The organism is Nocardia sp. NPDC004711 (assembly GCF_053601595.1).
This window is the reverse complement of the sequence record NZ_JBSGCB010000003.1, coordinates 212,247-230,249: the sequence shown is the minus strand read 5'-3', so window position 1 is coordinate 230,249 and position 18,003 is coordinate 212,247. Positions and strand designations below refer to the sequence as shown.

General features: G+C 68.8%; 16 protein-coding genes. 3 read left to right on the top strand and 13 right to left on the bottom strand.

Annotated features, from left to right (window positions below):
* Window positions 1-20: 20 nt before the first annotated feature.
* The 11 genes from ACWEKS_RS04120 to ctaD all read right to left on the bottom strand — a co-directional run bounded on the left by ACWEKS_RS04120 (window position 21) and on the right by ctaD (window position 11,388).
* Window positions 21-1,310, bottom strand: a complete 1,290-nt coding sequence (locus ACWEKS_RS04120) for a THUMP-like domain-containing protein (RefSeq protein WP_452338696.1) — start codon at window positions 1,308-1,310, stop codon at window positions 21-23.
* An 18-nt stretch (window positions 1,311-1,328) separates the two neighbouring features.
* Window positions 1,329-2,306, bottom strand: a complete 978-nt coding sequence (locus ACWEKS_RS04115; RefSeq protein ID WP_402769586.1) for a class I SAM-dependent methyltransferase — start codon at window positions 2,304-2,306, stop codon at window positions 1,329-1,331.
* 47 nt (window positions 2,307-2,353) lie between these two features.
* On the bottom strand, window positions 2,354-3,121 hold the full coding sequence (locus tag ACWEKS_RS04110; protein WP_452338695.1) for an enoyl-CoA hydratase-related protein: 768 nt from the start codon (window positions 3,119-3,121) through the stop codon (window positions 2,354-2,356).
* 55 nt (window positions 3,122-3,176) lie between these two features.
* The gene (locus ACWEKS_RS04105) at window positions 3,177-4,031 is read right to left on the bottom strand and encodes an NUDIX hydrolase (RefSeq protein WP_452338694.1); all 855 of its coding nucleotides are present in this window, start codon (window positions 4,029-4,031) and stop codon (window positions 3,177-3,179) included.
* Window positions 4,032-4,101: 70 nt separating this feature from the next.
* Window positions 4,102-4,548, bottom strand: coding sequence for a MoaF-related domain-containing protein (locus tag ACWEKS_RS04100; RefSeq protein ID WP_452338693.1), 447 nt, complete (start codon window positions 4,546-4,548; stop codon window positions 4,102-4,104).
* A 107-nt stretch (window positions 4,549-4,655) separates the two neighbouring features.
* A complete protein-coding gene (locus ACWEKS_RS04095) occupies window positions 4,656-5,489 on the bottom strand; it encodes an ABC transporter ATP-binding protein (RefSeq protein WP_452338692.1) in 834 nt (277 codons plus the stop codon).
* Window positions 5,490-5,859: 370 nt separating this feature from the next.
* On the bottom strand, window positions 5,860-6,603 hold the full coding sequence (locus tag ACWEKS_RS04090; RefSeq protein ID WP_452338691.1) for an aminoacyl-tRNA hydrolase: 744 nt from the start codon (window positions 6,601-6,603) through the stop codon (window positions 5,860-5,862).
* A 25-nt stretch (window positions 6,604-6,628) separates the two neighbouring features.
* Window positions 6,629-7,039, bottom strand: a complete 411-nt coding sequence (locus tag ACWEKS_RS04085) for a protease inhibitor I42 family protein (RefSeq protein WP_452338690.1) — start codon at window positions 7,037-7,039, stop codon at window positions 6,629-6,631.
* 104 nt (window positions 7,040-7,143) lie between these two features.
* Window positions 7,144-8,391, bottom strand: coding sequence for a phosphoserine phosphatase SerB (gene serB / locus ACWEKS_RS04080; RefSeq protein WP_452338689.1), 1,248 nt, complete (start codon window positions 8,389-8,391; stop codon window positions 7,144-7,146).
* Between the two features lie 181 nt (window positions 8,392-8,572).
* Complete coding sequence (locus ACWEKS_RS04075; protein WP_452338688.1) at window positions 8,573-9,532, bottom strand: NAD(P)H-dependent flavin oxidoreductase; 960 nt, start codon at window positions 9,530-9,532, stop codon at window positions 8,573-8,575.
* A gap of 119 nt (window positions 9,533-9,651) precedes the next feature.
* On the bottom strand, window positions 9,652-11,388 hold the full coding sequence (ctaD, locus tag ACWEKS_RS04070; RefSeq protein WP_452338687.1) for an aa3-type cytochrome oxidase subunit I: 1,737 nt from the start codon (window positions 11,386-11,388) through the stop codon (window positions 9,652-9,654).
* Between the two features lie 178 nt (window positions 11,389-11,566).
* On the opposite strand from ctaD, the gene ACWEKS_RS04065 reads away from it, so the two are divergent.
* Window positions 11,567-12,691: an ABC transporter substrate-binding protein gene (locus tag ACWEKS_RS04065; RefSeq protein ID WP_452338686.1), complete on the top strand. Its 1,125-nt coding sequence runs from the start codon at window positions 11,567-11,569 to the stop codon at window positions 12,689-12,691.
* A gap of 305 nt (window positions 12,692-12,996) precedes the next feature.
* On the opposite strand, the gene nrdF is transcribed toward ACWEKS_RS04065, so the two are convergent.
* The gene (nrdF, locus tag ACWEKS_RS04060; protein WP_452338685.1) at window positions 12,997-13,980 is read right to left on the bottom strand and encodes a class 1b ribonucleoside-diphosphate reductase subunit beta; all 984 of its coding nucleotides are present in this window, start codon (window positions 13,978-13,980) and stop codon (window positions 12,997-12,999) included.
* 292 nt (window positions 13,981-14,272) lie between these two features.
* Entirely contained in the window at window positions 14,273-15,649 is a 1,377-nt protein-coding gene (gene mgtE, locus ACWEKS_RS04055; RefSeq protein ID WP_452338684.1) for a magnesium transporter, read from the bottom strand.
* A 367-nt stretch (window positions 15,650-16,016) separates the two neighbouring features.
* Here mgtE and ACWEKS_RS04050 point away from each other — a divergent pair, with 367 nt between their 5' ends.
* A complete protein-coding gene (locus ACWEKS_RS04050) occupies window positions 16,017-16,685 on the top strand; it encodes a response regulator transcription factor (protein WP_354835110.1) in 669 nt (222 codons plus the stop codon).
* The gene (locus ACWEKS_RS04045) at window positions 16,682-17,986 is read left to right on the top strand and encodes a sensor histidine kinase (protein WP_379437695.1); all 1,305 of its coding nucleotides are present in this window, start codon (window positions 16,682-16,684) and stop codon (window positions 17,984-17,986) included. The genes ACWEKS_RS04050 and ACWEKS_RS04045 overlap by 4 nt, the downstream gene beginning before the upstream one ends.
* Window positions 17,987-18,003: the final 17 nt, after the last annotated feature.

The following is an 18,003-nucleotide window of genomic DNA, read 5'->3' as shown; positions in this document are numbered from 1 at the left end:
ACCGGGGCGGAGACGCCGCGTCAGGGCGTGGCGCAGAGGAAAACCGTTGCCGCCCGGCCGATCCGGGTGACGACCAGCGTATGTGGCTGGGAGCCTCGTGGTTTGAGCCGGGCACGGAGCGCATCCGGGTCGATATCGACGCCCCGCGCGAGGATCTCCAACGGACCGCAGTCGCGACGATGCAACTCGGCCCGTAGCGGCTTCTCCCGGAATTCCATCCGATCGAGCACCCGGAACCCCCGCACACCCTCCGGAACCCGGTCACCGGTCAGGTACGCGATGCGCGGATCCAGCTGCCACAGTCCGTGTTTCGCGGCGTAGTGCCGCACCAGCCCCGCACGGACGACCGCCCCGTCCGGGTCGATGATCCACTCCCCCGGCTCACGCTCGGGGATATCGTCCGGGTCGGCATCGGTGAGTGTCCAGGGCGCGGCAGTCGACGAGAGCACCGTCGCACGACGGGTCACACCCGGCTCCGCCAAACCCGGTGACCACAGACAGGCTTCCCGCACCGCCCCGTCGAGCGAGACGACTTCGATCTCCCCCGCCCACCCGAGCTTGTCGAAATCCAGTCCGGGAGCACACTTCACGGCCAGCAGCCGCCCGGCATACGCCGCCAGCAGATCCGGCAACGGCGGCTGCAGCTTCGCCGGATCATGCGTCCGCCGCCCATCCGCCCGCCGCGCCGGATCGGCGATCACGACCTCAGCGGTACTGCACGGCACCAGCGCATCCGCCTTGACCAGCACCACATTTCGCGCCTCCGCCCCGGCGAGCGCCGCAGCGGATACGCTGCCGATCGTCGACGAGGCGCCACGTCCCTGCCCAGCGACGCTTGCCTCCCCGGGGTGGATCGCATCGCCGTCCGAGCGGGAATTCACCAGCGGCACACCGAGATTGTGCCGAGCCATCGCGAGACGTACGTCGTCGAGGTCGCTGCCGATCACGGCGGGGCAGACCTCGGCCAGGGCGGCCAATTCCGCGCCGATGGAGCAGGTGACATCGTGGACCGTACGGCCGGCCAAGCGCTGTGCGCGGTGGCGAGCTACAGCCGACGGGGTGGCCTGCTGGAGGGCGTCGTCGGTGAAGAGCCACTCTCCCACGCCGTCGAGTTTGGCTGTCGCGCGGCGGCGCAGGCGGACCGTTTCCACGAGGGCGGGGGCGTGGTCGCCGTGGTCACGGCGGAGGCGCTCGAGGTCCTTCAGGAGCGAGGCGGGGGTGAGCGCGAAATCGCCTACCTCGGCCAGGGCGGCCGCGCCGGCCGGACTGGCGAGGTAGGCGATGTCAGCGCGAGAGAAAGCGTAGCCCACGGGGATTCGTGGACCGGCCTACTTGGCGGAGGCGCCGGGCTTCACGCCGGTGATCATGGCGTTGTAGAAGAACTGGCGGGGCACCACGTGGCGCAGCACCTTCTCGTCGAGGGCCGAGAACGCCAGCCACGCCTTGTACTGGGCCATGCGGTAGCGCCAGGTCAGCTTCTCGTCCGGGACGGCGGCCTCGAAGGTGCGCACCGGCCAGCCCCACAGGGCGGCGGCGAATTCCTCGGTCTTGGCCTGCACCTCGACGGCGCCGGCGCCGCGGGCCATGCGCTCGAGGTCGGACGGGTCGAAGGTGTGCAGGTCGACGACGGCCTCGAGGGCGGCGGCGCGGGAGGACTCGTCGAGCTCCTCCTGCGGACGGCGCCAGTCGCTGAGGAACGGCAGCTTGGTGATCTCGGTGGTGATCTTCCAGGTGACCTGGCCCAGCTTGCGGGCGTAGAGGTTGCCGATGGTGGTCGGCTCACCCGCGAACACGAACCGGCCGCCCGGCTTCAGCACGCGCAGGCACTCCTTGAGCGCCAGCTCCACATCCGGGATGTGGTGCAGCACGGCGTGGCCCACGACGAGGTCGAAGGTGTCGTCCTCGTAGGGGATGGTCTCGGCGTCGGCGACCCGGCCGTCCACGTCCAGGCCCAGGTTCTGGCCGTTGCGGGTGGCGACCTTGACCATGCCCGGGGACAGATCGGTGACCGACCCGCGCTTGGCGACGCCCGCCTGCATCAGGTTCAGCAGGAAGAAGCCGGTGCCGCAGCCGAGTTCGAGGGCCCGGTCGTAGGGCAGCTCGGCGCTCGGGGCGACGGCGTCGAAGCGGCCGCGCGCGTACTCGATGCAGCGTTCGTCGTAGGAGATGGACCACTTGTCGTCGTAGGTCTCGGCTTCCCAGTCGTGATACAGGACCTGGGCGAGCTTGTTGTCGCTATACGCGGCCTGGACCTCCGCCTCGGTGGCGTGCGGGTTCGGCGCGGGGTCTTCAGGACCAACTGTCATGCAGGGCAGCCTAATGAATACCCCGGTGAACGGTGTTATCGGGCTGCTTAACGGCCGGTGAACCGGGCCGCATCCGGACCGTCGACCAAATAAGAACGTGTTCCAACCTGCTGATCTTCGGTGCCGAACAGATCCGCCCACTCGCGACGCGCCCGATCATGGCCGTGCGTGCCCGCCTCGAACACCCGCTTGGCAGCGGCCAGGGCCGCGCGCGGACCGTCGGTGAACTGCTTCGCCCACCGCAGGGCGGCGGCGAACACGTCGTCGGGCGCGACCACCTCGTCGACCAGCCCGAGCGCCGCGGCCTCCTCCGGATCCACGAACCGGCCGCTGTACACCAGATCCTTGGCGTGCGAGGGGCCGATCAGCAGGCTCAACCGGCGGATACCGGCCAGCGGAATCAGCCCGGCCTTGATCTGCGGCAGGCCCAGCTTCACGTTGTCGCCGATGACGCGGCGGTCCGCGGCCAGGGCCAGCTCCAGCCCCGCGCCGAGGGCGTATCCGCTGATGGCGGCCACGGTCGGCTGCGGCAGCCGGGCCAGGCAGCCCAGCGCCGACTGGAAGTCGCCGGCCATGGCCTGCGCCTGCTCGGGGGTGAGCCGGGCCAGTTCGGCCAGTTCGTCACCGGCGGAGAACACCCGCTCGTCGCCGTAGACCACCACGGCCGCGATCGACGCGTCGGCCGCGATCTCCTCGGCGGCCGCCGCCACCTCCAGCGCCACCTGGAGATCGATCAGATTCATCGGCGGGCGTGCGATGCGGAGCACGGCGACATGCTCCGCCACACCCCGGTCCACGGTCACGAATTCGGCCACAGCCGATCACCCTACTTCGGACCCCGGGCACCGGGACGCTCCGCCCGGGCAGGCACTACTCGGGTCGCTGCGAACCGCGGATACGCGAATTGTCGGGCAGCTCGGCGAAGTAGCGGTCGGCGTGCGGGAACGCCAGCGCCGGACCGCCGCCCGACGGGTCGTACACCGGCATGATCGGGGTGATGTCCCGGCCGGCCGCGAGAATCTCGGCGGTGGAGGCGAATTCGTTCAGCGCCGCGAGCTGGGTCCAGGTCGGCGGCAGCAGCACGTCCACGCCCTCGCGCCAGCGGCCGATGGCCTCGGCGGGGGTGCACCAGGCGACCACCTCGGCCTCGGAGGTGGCGCCGTCGGCGAGCTGCCCCTCCGGCAGCACCGCGACGAAGAAGCGGGTGTCGTAGCGGCGCGGCTCGATCACCGGGGTGATCCAGTTGTCCCACGGGCGCAGCAGGTCGGCGCGCAGCACCAGGTGCTCGCGGGTGAGGAATTCGGCGAACGACAGCTCGCGGCGTTCCAGCTGCCCGCGCGCTTCGGCGTAGACCGCGGTGTCGCTGACGACGCTGTCGGCGGTCGGTCCCGCCAGCAGCACCCCGCACTCCTCGAAGGTCTCGCGCACCGCCGCGCAGACCAGCGCCTGGGCCCGGCCGGCGTCGATGCCGAATCGCTCGGCCCACCAGGCGGGTTCGGGTCCGGCCCAGTCCAGCGCGATGGACGCGTCGGACGGGTCGACGCCGCCGCCGGGGAAGACGGTCATGCCGGCCGCGAAGGCCATGCCACCCACTCGACGCTGCAGGAACACCTCGGGCCCGTGCGCACCGTCGCGCACCAGCATGACCGTGGACGCGTCCTTGACGGGCGCGGCCGCGGGCTGGGATTCGGACTGGGCCATTGCTTCGCTCACCTTTCGCACCATAACCGTTGCCCCGGCTAAGCGATACCACGCGCTGCGGGTTCGCCGGTCACTCGGTCACACGGACTGATGGTCAGTCGGTCACACGAACTGATCCGGTGCGGGTTTCGATGACGGCCCGATCGGCGTCATCGCGCCGGGTCCAGGTGCCCTCCACCTTGCCGGTGCGATAGTCCTGCACCTGACTGATCACCGCGCCGGTGTCGTCGGTCCAGGTAACCAGGAAGATGCCGGCCGCAATGGGCGCGACCGCGACCGGCGTGCTCGACCGGTGCCCGGTGTCGGCGGCGATAGAGGTCAGGGTGCGCCCGTCCGCCGAGAAGACAATGGTTCCGCCCGCGCCGCTCTCATAGCTGAGCTGCACCGTTCTACCGTTCAGGTCCGACGGGACCGTGGCCCGGCCCAGGGTCTCCGCGGCGTGCGAATTCGAAACCCGCTGGGCGGCCGGTGGATCGGCCACGCAGCCGGTGGCGACGACCGCGATGGCCAGAATCGTGATGGCGCCGATGCTCCGGCCCACAGCCAGCTCCCTCCATCCGCGACAGTTGCGGACAGTTTGCCCGGCGGTGGCGGCGGATGCAATCGCAGCGCGCCGCGGTTCGCGAGACAGGTTGCGGGAGGCAGCTTTCAGCGGTTGCGGTGCCGCCCGAAGCGCTGGCTGCGGCGCGCGAAGTAGCGCCCCTCGATACGGTCCAGCTGAATCGACTGGCGGAACGCGTCACTCAGGTTCTCGGAGGTCAGCACATCGGTGAGCAGACCCTGCGCGACCACACTGCCCTCATTGAGGAGCATGCCGTGGGTGAAGCCCGGCGGAATCTCCTCCACGTGGTGGGTGACCAGCACGGTGGCTGGCGCATCCGGATCGGCGGCCAGATCGCCGAGCCGCTCGACCAGCTCCTCACGCCCGCCCAGATCCAGTCCGGCGGCCGGTTCGTCGAGCAGCAGCAGTTCCGGATCGGTCATGAGCGCCCGGGCGATGAGCACCCGCTTGCGCTCCCCCTCCGACAGCGTCCCGTAGGCGCGATCGGAAAGGTGTTCCGCGCCCAGGCTTTCCAGAATGTCGACGGCCCGGTCGGTGTCCATGTCGTCGTAGTTCTCCCGCCAGCGGCCCATCACCGCGTACCCGGCCGAGACCACCAGGTCGGCGACCTTCTCGTCGAGCGGCACCCGGCTGGCGATGGCGGCCGAGGACAGGCCGATGCGCGGGCGGAGCTCGTTGATGTCGACCCGGCCCAGGGTCTCGCCGAGCAGGTTGGCGACCCCGGAGGTGGGGTGCATCTCGGCGGCGGCCATGCGCAGCAGCGAGGTCTTGCCGGCGCCGTTGGGGCCGAGCACGACCCAGCGCTCGTCCAGTTCCACCTGCCAGGTGACCGGACCGACCAGGGTATGTCCGGAACGTCGGACGGTGACGTCGCTGAAATCGATGAGCAGATCGGGATCCGGTTGCGGCACGGGGTCCATCTTGGCCCACCGCCCTGGACGCTCGTCAACGTGGTGGGAAAACTCGGTGCGTGTCCTCTCCGGAATTGCGATGGCGATAAGCGATTTCGTGTGCGCCACCATCGAATTCCGATGGTTCGCGCTCCGGGCCCGCCAACCCGCGGTCCCGCGCATCCGCCCGGGTGGACCGGAACATGCGCGCCAGAATGAGTGCCGCCGGGACCGAGAGCGCCGCCCACACGATGAGAACAACCAGCAGTGTTGTCATTTCGGTGGTTTCCTTTCGAGGAAACGTGAATCGATCCTTGCCGACCCGTCCCGGGAAGTCGATATGCACTGCCCATATAGGTCAGTGCGCCGACCATCCGGTTTCGCTAGTGCGACATCCGCACTACGCCACCGCGATCACGGTCGTCGACCCCGGTGCCACCTCGGTGAAACCGGCATCGCGCACCGCCACCGCGCTGCCCTCGGCCACCCCCCGCTGCAACTCCGCCCAGCGGCCCGGATCGGCCTCCGCGACGGTGCACCGGAATCCCTGTGCGGCCCACGCATACGCCCGCTGCACCGGCAGAGCGCCTGCCAGCAACATACTGGCATGCCCTACCTGCGCCGCGGCCTTCCCTACAGTCATACCCAGTTCCGCGTTCACCCATAGCACCGGAGATTCCGGATCGATTGCGATCTCCTCCTCGACGGGCAGCTCGGTGCCGCTGATCTGGAGGCGCCGGATGCGCGGATCCACCTCGCCGACCGGTCCCGGCACCAGCGCCCGCGCCTGCGCACCCGCGAAATCGACTGTGACACCGTCGACTTCCTGCGCCGCCAGCCACTGCGCCCCGCGCGCCCGCCGCGCCACCTTGCGAATACGCGAGCGTTTCCAGGTCAGATAGCGCTCCTCCCACGCCCCATCGGGCCCGACCCGCTCATCGAGGCACAGCGCCACCACCGCCGAGGCGGCGGCTGCCAGAAGTGCGCTGCGCGCCGGTGGATCGTTCTTCGGAATGTGCAGCACCATCTGCATGGCCTGTACCAGCGCCGGGTCCGCCGGATCGCCTCCGCCGCCATACCCCCGCGCCAATTCCGCGTGCCTGGCCACGAAACCGGCATCGATGGTGGATCCGACGCTCGACACAACCACTCCTACACAACTGTTCGGGCTAATGAACCGTCAGGTTCAGGGTGAAGCTCTTGGCCGGCTCCACACCCGGTTCCCAGGCTCGCTTGTATTCCAGGCTCAATCGGGTGGAACCCGCCGCGACCGCCACGAAATTCGACACCGATGTGCCGCCGACCCCGACCTTGCCGTCCGGATTCGGGTCCTGTTCGTATTCCGGCGAGCCGTTCTGCTTCACCACGTTCTGATCCAGACCGCCCAGCATCCAGGCGTATCCGGTGGTCGGGTTGGCCTCGAGGGTGACGATCAGTCCCTGACCGACCGCGAGACTCACGTCCTTGCCGTCGGAGTCGGCGCCGACGCGCACCGGCTCGTGCTCGGACGAGGTCGAATTGCCGCAGCCGGCCAGCGCCAGCGCGGCCATCACCACTGCCAGCGGCATACGCACGCGCACGGACTCTCCTTCGATCGTGACCGGACTCCCCGACCACGGTACCGAGAGCGGAGCTGCGAGTGCCGCAACCGAATTGGACGCGTTGCGGGTCTCAGCCGAGCGCCTCAGCGCGGCAGCGGCACCCGGCGGATGCCGCCGTCGCGGGCATCGGCCGCCTCGACCTCGTCGCGGGTGACGCCCAGGATGAACAGCACCGCGTCCAGGAACGGATGCGACAGCGCCGCGTCGGCGACCTCGCGCAGCGCGGGCTTGGCATTGAACGCGATGCCCAGCCCGGCGGCATTGAGCATGTCGATGTCATTGGCGCCGTCGCCGACCGCGACGGTCTGATCCATGGCCACCCCGGTCTCGGCCGCGAATCGGCGCAGCGCAACGGCTTTCGCCTCCCGGTCAACGATCTCCCCGACCACCGCGCCGGTCAGCTTGCCGTCGCGGATCTCGAGGGTGTTGGCCTGTACGAAGTCCAGTTCCAGCTCGTGCGCCAGCGGCTCGATGACCTGACGGAAACCGCCGGACACCACGCCGCAGCGGAAACCCAGGCGGCGCAGGGTGCGAATGGTGGTGCGGGCGCCGGGGGTCAGCTCGATCCGCTCGGCGACCTCGTCGATGACCGAGGCGTCCAGCCCGGCCAGCGTCGCCACCCGCTGACGCAGGGATTCGGAGAAGTCGATCTCGCCGCGCATGGCCGCCTCGGTGACCCTGCGGACCTCCTCCTCGACACCGGCGTGCGCGGCCAGCATCTCGATGACCTCGCCCTGGATCAGGGTGGAGTCCACGTCGAAGACGATGAGCCGCTTGGCCCGTCGCGCCAGGCCGGCCTTCTCGACGGCGACGTCCACGCTCTCCTTGGCGGCGACCGTGGCCAGCGCGGTGCGCAGCTCGGTCTCGGCGTCCGCGTCGGCGGTGGGGACGGTGACCATGAGTTCCAGGCCGGTGACCGGATAGTCGGCGATGCCGCGAATGGAGTCGATGTTCACCCGCTGCGCGGCCAGCTTGCGCGCGATGGCGCTGAAGGCACGGGCAGTGACCGGCGAACCCAGCACCACGACCGCGTGGGTGGACAGCTTGGCACCCGAGACAGCGCTCGCGCCGATCTCCACATCGACATCCATGCCGATGGAGGCCATGGCGTCCTCGAGCTGATCCTGCAGCGCTTCGGGATCGGTGGGACACGACACCAGCACGCCCAGGGTGAGCCGGCCGCGAATCACGACCTGCTCCACATCCAGCAGACTGACCGCGCTATTGGCCAGGGCGGCCAGCAGTACCGATGTGACGCCCGGCTTGTCGGGTCCGGTGACCGTGACCAGAACCGTCGTGTCAGCGCTCCGCCTCCCCGCGCTTGCACTCAATTCGATAACTCCGTTCCATGCGACTGCCTGTCCCGCCCGGCATGCGGCGGCAGCTCATTCTGTCAGGTCGGCGCGAACGAGACAGCGCCGACCGCCGCCGACGGTGGCGGGCATCACGCCACCCGAGGTCAGCGACCGGGCCGCCGGAGGTCAGGGCGACCGCCGACCGAGAGTCGGTGCGTCAGCGACCGAGCAGGCGTGCGGCGCCGGAACACATTTCGGTCAGCACGTCGGCGACCGGGCGCACCGCGGTGACCAGGCCGACGCCCTGGCCCGCGTCGACCGGGGCGATACGCGGGTCGTCGGCGGCATTGGCGATGGTCAGCTCGGACCGCGCGGCGGTGTCACCGGCCAGCTCGCCGAGGTGGTCGTGCCAGCGCGCGGTGAAGTCGTTGCGCAGCACCCGGGCCGGAAAGCGCTGCGGCCAGGGCAGTTCCATGCCGACGTCGAAGGTCCGGGTCACGATGGTGTCGGTGTCCTCGGCCGCGAGCAGGGCCCGCCGGCCGCCCGGCGACAGCAGCGATTCGGCACAGGCGGCCAGGGCGGTCCCCAGCCACACTCCCGAGGCTCCGGCGGCCAGCATCGCGGCGATCCCGCGCGCCGACCCGATTCCGCCGGCGGCCAGCACCGGACCCGGCACCGCGTCGAGCACGGCCTCCAGCAGCGGCAGCGTCGCCAGTTCGGGAGCGCCGTGCCCACCGCCCTCCAGACCGCGTGCCACCAGGACATCGATGCCGGCATCGCGCGCACGCCGGGCATCGTCGACGGTGTAAACCTGTGTCGCCGTGCGGATTCCGGCGGCGCGAGCCCGGTCGGCCCACGACAGGTCGGACCCGAAGCTCACCGACAGCAGCGCGGGTGCGGCCGCGAGGGCGAGCTCGAACAGCCCGGGACGGGCGGCCGTCACCCAATCCACCAGACCGATCCCGACGGGACCGGCAGCGTCGGCGACGTACGGCAGTTCCCGCTCGAGGGCCTCCGCCGACCCCGCACTCCCCATCCCGATCATGCCCAGGCCACCCGCCGCCGCGACCGCCGCCGCCAGCCTGCCACCGGCGACCCCGCCCATCGGTGCGTTCACCACCGGCAGCCGCAGCCCCAGCCCACGCGACCACTCGGTGGACAGTCCCGTTTCCGACATCGCTCCCGGATCCTCCATCAGCCAATGTTGCATCGTGGGCCTGTATAGGGAGAGTCGCCCTGCAAACAACGCGGCACCCGTCGTCAGACGGGTGCCGCGTTGGTGTTCAGGTGCCGAGACTAGCTGGAAATCTTCTCCAGCTCCTTGACGGTGTGGGACTTGGAGCCCCAGCCGACATGGGCCTCGGCGCGCATGCGCTCGACCATGTGCGGGTAGTGCAGCTCGAACGCGGGTCGCTCGGAGCGGATGCGCGGCAGCTCGTAGAAGTTGTGCCGCGGCGGCGGGCAGGAGGTCGCCCATTCGAGGGAGTTGCCGTAGCCCCACGGGTCGTCCACGGTCACGACCTCGCCGTAGCGGTAGGACTTGAAGACGTTCCAGATGAACGGCAGCATCGACGAACCCAGGATGAAGGCACCGATCGTGGAGATGGTGTTCAGGGTGGTGAAGCCGTCCGAGGGCAGGTAGTCGGCGTAGCGACGCGGCATACCCATGTTGCCCAGCCAGTGCTGCACCAGGAACGTGGTGTGGAAGCCGACGAAGGTGGCCCAGAAGTGCCACTTGCCGAGGCGCTCGTCCATCATGCGGCCGGTCATCTTCGGGAACCAGAAGTAGATGCCCGCGAAGGTGGCGAACACGATGGTGCCGAAGAGCACGTAGTGGAAGTGCGCAACCACGAAGTAGGTGTCGGACACGTGGAAGTCCAGCGGCGGCGAGGCCAGGATGACACCCGACAGACCACCGAAGAGGAAGGTCACCAGGAAGCCGACCGACCAGAGCATCGGAGTCTCGAAGGTGAGCTGACCGCGCCACATGGTGCCGATCCAGTTGAAGAACTTCACACCGGTCGGCACCGCGATGAGGAAGGTCATGAACGAGAAGTACGGCAGCAGAACGGCACCGGTGGCGTACATGTGGTGCGCCCACACCGCGATGGACAGCGCCGCGATACCCAGCGTCGCGTAGACCAGCGTGGTGTAACCGAAGATCGGCTTACGGCTGAAGACCGGGAAGATCTCCGACACGATGCCGAAGAACGGCAGCGCGATGATGTACACCTCGGGGTGGCCGAAGTACCAGAACAGGTGCTGGTAGAGCAGCACGCCGCCATTGGCCGGGTCGTAGATGTGGCCGCCCAGGTGGCGGTCGTAGGCCAGGCCGAACAGGGCCGCGGTGAGCAGCGGGAAGGCCAGCAGCACCAGCACCGAGGTGACGGCGATGTTCCAGGTGAAGATCGGCATCCGGAACATGGTCATACCCGGGCAGCGCAGGCAGACCACGGTGGTGAGCATGTTGACGCCACCGAGGATGGTGCCCAGACCGGAGACGGCCAGACCCAGGATCCACAGGTCGCCGCCGACGCCCGGGGAGTGGACGATGTCCGACAGCGGGGCGTAGGCGGTCCAGCCGAAGTCGGCCGCGCCACCGGGGGTGATGAAGCCGGCGGTCGCCATGGTGCCGCCGAACAGGTACAGCCAGTAGCTGAACGCGTTCAGACGCGGGAAGGCGACGTCAGGGGCGCCGATCTGCAGCGGCAGGATGATGTTGGCGAAGCCGAACACGATCGCGGTCGCGTAGAAGAGCAGCATGATCGTGCCGTGCATGGTGAACAGCTGGTTGAACTGCTCCGGCGACAGGAACTGCATGCCCGGGCGGGCCAGCTCGGCGCGCATGAGCAGCGCCATGATGCCGCCGACCATGAAGAAGGACATGGCCGTCACCAGGTACATGACGCCGAGAACCTTCGGGTCCGTCGTGGTGACCATCTTGTAGATGAACGATCCCTTCGGACCCGTCCTTTGAGGATAGGGCCGAGCCGCCTCCACAAGGCTGGCCGGCCGCGGTTCTACGGCAGTCACGAAACCTCCACAGGTATGCCATCGTTCGTACGCTGCTTCCGGCGTCCGGTTCGGCATATGACGAACGACGGTGGCTTGCGCTGTGACAGATCGTAAACCGTGTGCCGACAGCGCTCGCTCCGGGTCCTACTCTGTGTCGTAATTGGGAGTCGCCGGGCACGGCTGTAGGCTGCCCCGCATGCCGGTGCGCGAGTCCGCTTCCACCCGAAACACCTTCGCCTCCACCTTCTCCCCCCTGGTCGCTCCCCATTGGCGATCTTTGCGGCATTTGCGCAGTGTGGGATTGGTCTCGGCGGCCACGCTGCTGACGGTGGGCCTGGTCGCGGGATGCGGCAAGACCGATGACAACTCCGCCTCGATCGTGCGCACCACCACGAATATCGCGGGTGCGGGCGTGGTCGGGATCGAGCGCGACACCTCCAAGGCGTGCCCGCTGCCGTCCAGCCCGGACTCGGCCGCGGGCACGAAGACCGTCGCCCATGCCGCGGGCACCTCGGAGGTGCCGGCCGACCCCAAGCGCATCGTGGTGCTCTCCACGTCCGCCTTGGACGCCACCTGCGCGCTGGGGCTGTGGGAGCGCGTGGTCGGCGCGGCCACGCTGGCCGGTCCCGCGCCGCAGCCCGGTTACCTGGGCACCGGCGTCGTCGATATTCCCTCGGTCGGCCTGATGGGCAACCCGGATCCGGCGAAGATCGCGGAGCTGAAGCCGGATCTGATCATCGGCCCGGCCTCCGACAGCTCGCACTACGACGCTCTGAAGGGCATCGCCCCGACGGTGCTGGTCGGTGCGGAGAACGGCTGGCAGGCCACCTTCACCGGTTTCGCGGAGGCCATGGACCGCAAGACCGCCGGGGTCAAGGCGCTCGACGACTACCGCACGGCCGCCAAGGACGCGGGCGTCGCCGCCAATGCCGCCCTCACCCAGGCGTCGGTGATCCGCTTCGAGCCCAATGTCATTCAGGTGCAGGGCGGCAACAGCTTCGCCGCGCAGGTGCTGGGTGACGCGGGCGTGCAGCGGCCGCAGCCGCAGCGCGGGGACTCCTTCGACGTGACCAGCCTGAGCAGCCAGGACGCCCGCAACCGGATCGAGGGCGACCTCATCTTCCTCATGTTCGACGGCAAGGACGGCCTCGACTACGGCAAGTCGATCATGAAGGGCGACAACTGGAAACAGCTCGCCGCGGTGAGCGACCGCCGCGAGTTCGCCGTCGACGACACCATCTGGCACGGCAGCGGCATCACCGCCGCCCGGGCCCTGCTCGACGACGTCCGCAACAACCTCAACGGATACGTCACGGACTGAGCGCTCCCGCCTCCCCGGACCTTCAGCGCGCGGCCGAGAGCCGTGAACCGTTGGGCACGCGTGCCGGCGGTTGGGGAGCAAACCGATTCTGGCCGTACCCGACGAGTTACCCCGAACGTTGCGAAATCAGTTGCTGCGGTCAGCAAACGGCCCCGAGCGAATCGTTGCTCGGGGCCGTTTGCCATGTCTGCCTGTGGGGAACACCCGTGATCACGAAAAGTTCACGATCTCGCTGGTGAACTTGGCGGTCGGTGCTCGGCCGGGTGGCGACTTCCCCGCGTCATCGGGTCGAGCGCCGTGACTTGTCAGAACTCCCAGTCTTCGTCTTCGGTGTTGACGGCCTTGCCGATGACGTAGCTGGAGCCGGAGCCGGAGAAGAAGTCGTGGTTCTCGTCGGCGTTGGGCGAGAGGGCCGAGAGGATGGCCGGATTGACGTCGCACTCGTCCTTGGGGAACAGGCCCTCGTAGCCGAGGTTCATCAGGGCCTTGTTGGCGTTGTAGCGCAGGAACTTCTTGACGTCCTCGGTGAGGCCGACCTCGTCGTAGAGGTCCTGGGTGTACTCGACCTCGTTCTCGTACAGCTCGAACAGCAGCTCGAAGGTGTAGGCCTTGAGCTCCTCGCGCTCGGCCTCGGAGACCAGTTCGAGGCCCTTCTGGTACTTGTAGCCGATGTAGTAGCCGTGCACGGCCTCATCGCGAATGATCAGGCGGATCATGTCGGCGGTGTTGGTGAGCTTGGCCCGCGAGGACCAGTGCATGGGCAGGTAGAAGCCGGAGTAGAAGAGGAACGACTCCAGCAGGGTGGAGGCGACCTTGCGCTTGAGCGGGTCCTCGCCGTTGTAGTACTCCAGCACGATCTCGGCCTTGCGCTGCAGGTTCCGGTTCTCCTCGGACCAGCGGAAGGCCTCGTCGATCTCGCGGGTGGAGCACAGCGTGGAGAAGATGGAGCTGTAGCTCTTGGCGTGCACCGACTCCATGAAGGCGATATTGGTGAGCACCGCCTCCTCGTGCGGGGTCAGCGCGTCGGGGATGAGGCTGACCGCGCCGACCGTGCCCTGGATGGTGTCGAGCAGGGTGAGGCCGGTGAAGACCCGCATGGTGAGTTGCTTCTCATTGGCGGTCAACGTGTTCCAGGACGGGATGTCATTGGAGACCGGGACCTTTTCCGGCAACCAGAAGTTGCCGGTGAGCCGATCCCAGACCTCGGCATCCTTCTCGTCCTGCACGCGGTTCCAGTTGATCGCCGTCACCCGATCGATCACCCTAGTTACACGCTGCTCAGGCGACATGGCTCTGCCCTTCCATCCCGATGCTCGGCACCCGATCGATCAGTTTCACGCCCGCTCACACACCCTTCTCAGCTCACCGGACCCTGCGGAATTCCCTTACCCTGAACACTACTACTGGTAGGTGACATCCCCATGCAGCACAAGAAGTTGTGTCTTCACGTGTCCTCACACTGTCCTGCGAGAATGCGAAAAGGGGATGGGCAAGCACGCCACCGACTGCAGAAAATTACAGCGGTGCAATCCGTCACAGCGACCCGGGGTCGGCGTGTCCGAACCGCCCCTGGTTTGCCGATCAGATGCCCAGCACCACTTTCGCAGTCGTGAAGTAGATGACCAGCCCGGTCGCGTCCACCAGCGTGGTCACCATGGGCGCGGAGATGACGGCCGGGTCGATGCGCAGTTTCTTGGCCAGCAGCGGCATGGTTCCGCCGATGGTCGCCGCCCAGGCGCAGATGATCACCAGCGCGATGCCCACCACCACGGCGATCTTCACGCCCACGAACAGCGTGCCGATCACCATGCCGACCGCGGCCAGCATGCAGCCCAGCAGCAGCCCGACCCGGCATTCCCGCCAGATCACGGCGAACAGGTCCGAGACCCGGACCTCGCCGACCGCGAGCGCGCGCACGCAGGTGGTCGCGGCCTGGGCGCCCGCATTGCCGCCGGAGCCGATGAGCAGGGGGATGAACAGCGCCAGGTGCGCGGCCTGCTCGAGGGTCGGCTCGAAGAAGTTGGTGACGGTGACGGTCAGGGTCGCGGCGACCAGCAGCAGCATCAGCCACAGGGCGCGGTAGCGGGCCAGCTGGAACACGCCCGCCGCCATGTAATGCCCGGACCACGGGGTGGTGCCGGCCTGCCGGGCCATGTCCTCGGAGTCGGCGGCCTCGATGACCTCGACGGCGTCGTCGATGGTGAGCAGGCCCACCAGGCGGTCCTCGCTGTCCACCACCGGCAGGTTGATCAGGTTGGCGCCCTGCATGAGCCGGGCCGCCCGCTCCGCCGAGTCGGTGGCGCGCACCGAGACCGGTTCGGCCGCAACCAGATCCGCGATCATGGCGTCCGGTGAGCCGAGCACCAGATCACGCAGTTCGACCACCCCGATCAGGCGGCGGCCCGCGTCCACGACCGGCAGCGTGTAGACGGTCTCGGCGGTGCCGCCCTTGGTCCGGACGGTCTGCAGCGCCTCGGTGACGGGCAGATTCCGCGGCAGCGCAACGACTTCCGGCGTCATGTAGAACCCGACCGACCCCTCCGGGTAGCCGAGCAGGGTGGCGGTCATCCGCCGCTCGCGCGGGCTGAGCCCCGCCAGTACCTTCTTGGCCACCTTGGCCGGCGCCTCGCGCAGCATGCGGGCGCGGTCATCGGGGTCCATGTCCTCGACGAGGTCCCGGAAGCTCTGATCGCGCAGGCCGGACAGGATCTGCTGCTGGTCGACGGGCTCGAGTTCCTCGAAAACGGCCAGCGCGCGGTCCTTGTCGAGCAGCCGGAAGGCCATGCCGGCGGTGACCGCGTCCATGCGGGCCAGCTGCTCGGCGATGACGTGCGGCGGGTGGTTGTCGAGCCACTCCACGGCGGGGGTGAGGTGGCGGCGGTCGACGATGTCGCACAGCGAATCCCCTTCGGGGCGGCGCACATCGGAGACGACAGGGTGCAGGTCGGTCTGCGTCATGGCGGAGTCCTCGGCCGGACGGCGAGTAAAAGAGTAGATGGGAGGCACCGGGGCACACCGCGGGCACCGCACCCACCGCCGCCAGCGAAGTTAAGGACGGATTCGGGGGGCGATGCCACACGGCCTTCGACTGGGAGGTTCGCCGCGCATGCACCTCACCCCCTCTCGGTAGCCGCTGACAGAAACAACCGCGTTGAGGATACAGCGGGTTGCCTGCGGCCCTCGACCTGGCGGGCGGTTCCGTGAGAGGGTCGGAAGCCGGTGGTAGCGCGCCGGTTTGCCGTCGGATCATTTTCCGATCATTTTTCGCCTATCCGGTCGCCGCAGCCGTTGGGCAGGCGTCCGAGATGCCCTACTCTCTGCCTCTGTGCGTGTTTTGGTGCTAGAGGACGACCACCAGCTCTGCCGTGAGGTGACCGATGGGTTGCGCTCGGCCGGGTTCGCGGTGGACCTCGCCCAGAGCATCGCCGACGCGGATTTCAAGATCGCCATCAATCGCTACGACTGCCTGGTGGTGGATCGCGGACTGCCCGACGGCGACGGCCTGGACCTGGTCGCCGGGGCGCGCAGCGCCGGGCACACGGTGCCCGCGCTCATGCTCACCGGCCGCGACGGGCTCGACGATCGGCTGGCCGGTTTCGAGCACGGCGCCGACGACTACCTGACCAAACCCTTCGCGCTGCCGGAACTGGTGATGCGGGTGCGGGCGCTGTGCCGCCGCCGCGAACAGCCCACCGCGTCGCGAATCGCGGTGGCGGACATCGATATCGACCTGATGCGCCGCCGGGTCACCCGCGCCGGCATCATGCTGATGCTCACCCCCAAGGAGTTCGCGGTGCTCGAGCTCATGGCGACCCGGCGCGGCAGCGTGGTGACCCGCACCGATCTCATCGAGTGCTGCTGGGACGAAATGGCCGAGCCCGCTTCGAATGTGGTGGACGCGGTGGTGGCGAAGCTGCGCCGCAAGCTCGGGGAGCCGAGCGTGATCGAGACCGTGCGGGGTACGGGATTCCTCATCGGCGGCGGGATCTCGTGAGCGCGCACCGCTCCCCCGCCGTGGCCCGGCTGAAACGGGCCCGCTGGATCATGACCGCACTGGTCACCGTGATCACCGCGACGGCTGTACTGGTGTTCGGCTTCGTGGCCGCCTCCATCGACGCGCACGCGCGCCAGACCCGCGCGCAGGATCAGGCCGAGCAGGTGGCGGGTGGGCTGGCCCGGGCCATTCAGCACGACGACAAGCAGGTGCTGGACCTGTCCACCGTCATCGACGACGAGCTGGCCAAGGGGTCGACGGCGGTCGTGGTGACGGTGCGCAAACCGGGCGAGCCGTGGAAGCAGGCGCACACCTATCAGCGTTCGCTCATGCCCGACGACACCCAGATTTCCACGCTCGCAACGCAAACCGAGGATCACGCCGACGGCCTGCTCTATCAGGGCAGCCGGTTCGCGGGCACCGACATCACCGGCCGCTCGGTGACGGTGGCGGGCGCCCCGGTGTTCTGGAACGACTGGGACAGCATCGTGGTCATCCTGGCCGGGACCGAGTCCATGGCAGACGCCGGGGCGCATCGAATCCTGGTGTGGGAGTTGATCGCCGGCGGTGGCCTGCTGGTCCTGCTGTCGGCGGCGGCCACCTTCCTGCTGTCGGGGCGCAGCCAGCGGCAGGCGTTGCGCATGCTGGACGAGCACGAGCAGTTCCTCGGCGACGCCGCGCACGAATTGCGTACGCCGCTCACCACATTGAAGCTGCTCACCGAATCCCGGCCCAAGCCCGAGGAGGTGCAGCAGACGCTGGCCGAGGCGCGCCGGCTCGCGGATCGGATGGCGCGCCTGGTGACCGGGCTGCTGGCCCGCGCCCGCATGCAGTCCGGCATCGCCGAACCCGAGCGCACCCTGCTGCGGCTGGACCAGCTGGCCGAGGCGGTGGCCGAGGAGGCCGCCGACGAGCGCATCGTGGTGACCGCGCACCCGAGCGTGGTGGTGGGCGATCCGCAGCTGCTGAGCCTGGCGATCCGGAACATGCTGGAGAACGGGCTGACCCACGGCGCGGTGAACCGGGCCGCGCCGGTCGAGGTGCACGTGGCGGAGGGGCGGGTCAGCATTCGCGACCATGGCCCGGGCGTCGATCCGGTCATGTCGGCCAGCCCGTTCAATCGCGGCGCGGCCGGGCGCAGCGGGCGCAATGGCATCGGGCTGGCGCTGGTCGCCTGGGTGGCGCAGGCGCACGGCGGCAATGCCTCCATCGAGCCCGCCGTCGGCGGCGGCACCATCGCCACGCTGTGGCTGCCGCCCGCCGACATCACGGTGGGCAGTCCGGTCGCCGCGCACCGGTAGCGAAACCCGGTGCGCGG

Excerpts from the sequence above, each read along its gene's own strand:
- ACWEKS_RS04115 (WP_402769586.1), bottom strand. The coding sequence starts at position 2,306 with ATGACAGTTGGTCCTGAAGACCCCGCGCCGAACCCGCACGCCACCGAG.
- ACWEKS_RS04105 (WP_452338694.1), bottom strand. The coding sequence starts at position 4,031 with ATGGTGCGAAAGGTGAGCGAAGCAATGGCCCAGTCCGAATCCCAGCCC.
- ACWEKS_RS04095 (WP_452338692.1), bottom strand. The coding sequence starts at position 5,489 with ATGGACCCCGTGCCGCAACCGGATCCCGATCTGCTCATCGATTTCAGC.
- ACWEKS_RS04075 (WP_452338688.1), bottom strand. The coding sequence starts at position 9,532 with ATGTCGGAAACGGGACTGTCCACCGAGTGGTCGCGTGGGCTGGGGCTG.
- ACWEKS_RS04065 (WP_452338686.1), top strand. The coding sequence starts at position 11,567 with ATGCCGGTGCGCGAGTCCGCTTCCACCCGAAACACCTTCGCCTCCACC.
- nrdF (WP_452338685.1), bottom strand. The coding sequence starts at position 13,980 with ATGTCGCCTGAGCAGCGTGTAACTAGGGTGATCGATCGGGTGACGGCG.
- mgtE (WP_452338684.1), bottom strand. The coding sequence starts at position 15,649 with ATGACGCAGACCGACCTGCACCCTGTCGTCTCCGATGTGCGCCGCCCC.